General features: G+C 64.7%; 4 protein-coding genes and 1 pseudogene. 1 reads left to right on the plus strand and 4 read right to left on the minus strand.

Features of this window, described 5'->3' with window-relative positions; genetic code table 11:
* Window positions 1-135, minus strand: a pseudogene (locus AC1DF3_RS36755) (sugar ABC transporter substrate-binding protein); the annotation flags it as partial.
* A 159-nt stretch (window positions 136-294) separates the two neighbouring features.
* Between AC1DF3_RS36755 and AC1DF3_RS36760 the strand changes: the two are divergent.
* The gene (locus AC1DF3_RS36760) at window positions 295-1,221 is read left to right on the plus strand and encodes a carbohydrate kinase family protein (protein WP_478142779.1); all 927 of its coding nucleotides are present in this window, start codon (window positions 295-297) and stop codon (window positions 1,219-1,221) included.
* Window positions 1,222-1,317: 96 nt separating this feature from the next.
* Here AC1DF3_RS36760 and AC1DF3_RS36765 read toward each other — a convergent pair whose 3' ends face one another.
* From AC1DF3_RS36765 to AC1DF3_RS36775, 3 genes are all read right to left on the minus strand, one after another.
* Window positions 1,318-1,668, minus strand: coding sequence for an RNA recognition motif domain-containing protein (locus tag AC1DF3_RS36765; protein ID WP_286538153.1), 351 nt, complete (start codon window positions 1,666-1,668; stop codon window positions 1,318-1,320).
* 121 nt (window positions 1,669-1,789) lie between these two features.
* The gene (locus AC1DF3_RS36770) at window positions 1,790-1,999 is read right to left on the minus strand and encodes a hypothetical protein (RefSeq protein ID WP_353506750.1); all 210 of its coding nucleotides are present in this window, start codon (window positions 1,997-1,999) and stop codon (window positions 1,790-1,792) included.
* A gap of 326 nt (window positions 2,000-2,325) precedes the next feature.
* A partial coding sequence (locus tag AC1DF3_RS36775) for an alpha/beta fold hydrolase (RefSeq protein WP_478142780.1) occupies window positions 2,326-2,499 on the minus strand: 174 nt, incomplete at its 5' end.

The following is a 2,499-nucleotide window of genomic DNA, read 5'->3' on the forward strand; positions in this document are numbered from 1 at the left end:
TTCCTTCATCTTGACGAAGAAGGGGTTGGTCTCGGTCTTGGTGATCAGGCCGATCACGGGCTCGGCGGCCTGGGCGGGGAACTGGGCGGCCAGCGCGGCTGAGGTCAGGGCGGCGGCGAGGGTGAGCTTGAGCATCGGGTTGTCTCCTGGGATTGCGGGCGGAGCGCCTGCGGGGCTTGAAGGAAATCCGGGCCCTTGACGGGGCTTTGCGTCCTGGGGCGATGCAACTATAGTTCGCTTCGAGTTCTTAAATCAAGTTGATTTATTTAGTGTTAACCCGAAGGAGACAGCAACATGTTCGTGGTCTGTGGTGAAGCTCTGATGGACGTCTACATGGGCGAGTCAACGCCCACCGGCCTGCGGCTCGACGCCCGCATCGGCGGCTCGCCCCTCAATGTGGCGCAGGGCCTGGCGCGGCTGGCACGGCCCGCGGCCTTCCTTTCCACGCTGTCGACCGACGCCATCGGCGAGCGCCTGCTGGCGTCGCTGGTGGCCGAGGGCGTCGACACCTCGCTGGTCCTGCGCAGCGACGCTCCGAGCACGCTCAGCGTCGTCAGCATCGACGCGACCGGCGTGCCTCGCTACGACTTCCACGGCAACGGCGCGGCCGACCGGCAGCTCACGCCCGGCACGCTCCCTGCGTTGCCGGCGCAGACACGCGTGCTGCAGCTCGGCTCCTACGCGCTCGTTGTGGAGCCGGTCGGCAGCACGCTGCGCGCCCTGGCGGCCTCCGCTCGCGCACGTTGCCTGATCGCCTACGACCCGAACGTCCGGCTCAACGTCGAACCCGATATCGACCGCTGGCGCCAGGTGGTCGAGGACATGGTCTCGCTGGCCCACCTGGTCAAGGTGAGCGAGGAAGATCTCGCCCTGCTCTACCCCGGCGAATCACCCGAGCAGGTGGCGCCGCGATGGCTGAAGCGGGGCGCGGCGCTGGTGGTCGTCACGCGCGGGGGCGCGGGCTCCAGCGCGTGGACGGCCAATGCACATGCCAAGGCGCCGTCCAAGCCGGTGAAGGTCATCGACACGGTCGGCGCCGGCGACACTTTCCAGGCTGCCTTGCTGACATGGCTGGACGACCACGATGCGCTGGCGCCCGCGGCGCTGACGACACTGGCCGACGGGCAATTGGATGCGCTGCTGCGCTTCGCAGCCCAGGCCGCTGCCATCACCTGCTCGCGCCGCGGGGCCGATATGCCGAGGCGATGCGAACTGCCCTGAGTCGGCCCCGATCAGCGCTGCCGCTGCTGCGATCTGCGCGAGCCGGACAAAAAAAACCGGCTCAGGAAAGCCGGTCTTCAGAGGGAATGGAAGCGCTCAGTAGCGACCGCCGCCGTACCCACCGGTGCCATAGCCAACGTCCGAGCGTTTGCCCGTGTTGTAGCCGGCGGCGCTGTAGCCACCCGAGCCGCCACCCTCTTCGCGCGGGCGCGCCAGGTTGACGACGATCGAGCGTCCATCGACGGACATGCCGTTCAGCCCCGTGATGGCGGCTTGGGCCGCTTCGGCGGAAGCCATTTCCACAAAGCCAAAGCCCTTGGAGCGGCCGGTTTCACGGTCCATCATGACCTTGGCCGAAGCGACGCTGCCAAATTCGGCAAAGTTGCTTCCCAGGCTGGAATCGGTCACGGAATAAGGCAGGTTGCCGACGTAGATTTTGACGCTCATGAAAAGAGCCTTTCTGAATGAAGGTGCGCAACGAATGTCGCGCGTTGGAACACGGCGTGCGGATGGGGCGTCCGCAGCAATTGAAAACAGGTGGCGGGTTCTGGATCTGCGTGGCAGATCATCAACACGTCGGGGGGTGGGGCATGCACGTTTGCAGCCAGCCCTGGGTGACTGCAAAGAGCCGGGCCGCTTCGCGCGACGCGAAGGCCTTGTCGAAGCGAAAGATCCGGCAATAGCTCCCGTTGCCTTGGGAACGTTGGACCGAGAAGGAGGCACGAAAGCCGCCACAAGGGGTCTCGTGTGTCGCGGGCGAAACGACGTACTTGCCCATGGAAATACCGATTTTTGGAATCTAGTTCATTCGGGATCGCAGGCTTGTGTGAACCTGCGTGAGCCAATCAGGAAGTCGGTTGGCTGCAGCTCTACAGACCCACCGGGCGACGAAGTCGCCAAACAGCCCGCACGGGATGGAGGTTTGCTCCGAGCAGGCACTGCGAAATCCCCGCCGTTCAAACCACGGGGCCGCAATAAATCGATTATATCAAAATTCGACATGTCATCGATTGTCTTTATTCCTAACGCGACTTGTCGCGGCGCTCGCGGCGCTGGCGAGCGGCCTGGCCTGAGGCGGGCCAGGCTGGTTATCGCGCCGGCCGCTCAGCTCGTGAAGAACGCCAGCAGATCGGGGTTGATGACTTCCGCGTGGGTGGTGAGCATGCCGTGCGGGAAGCCCTTGTACACCTTGAGCGTGCCGTTCTTCAGCAGCTTGACCGACTTCAGCGCCGCGTCGGCGATCGGCACGATCTGGTCGTCGTCGCCATGCATGACCAG

Source organism: Variovorax sp. 10N432, assembly GCF_056394465.1.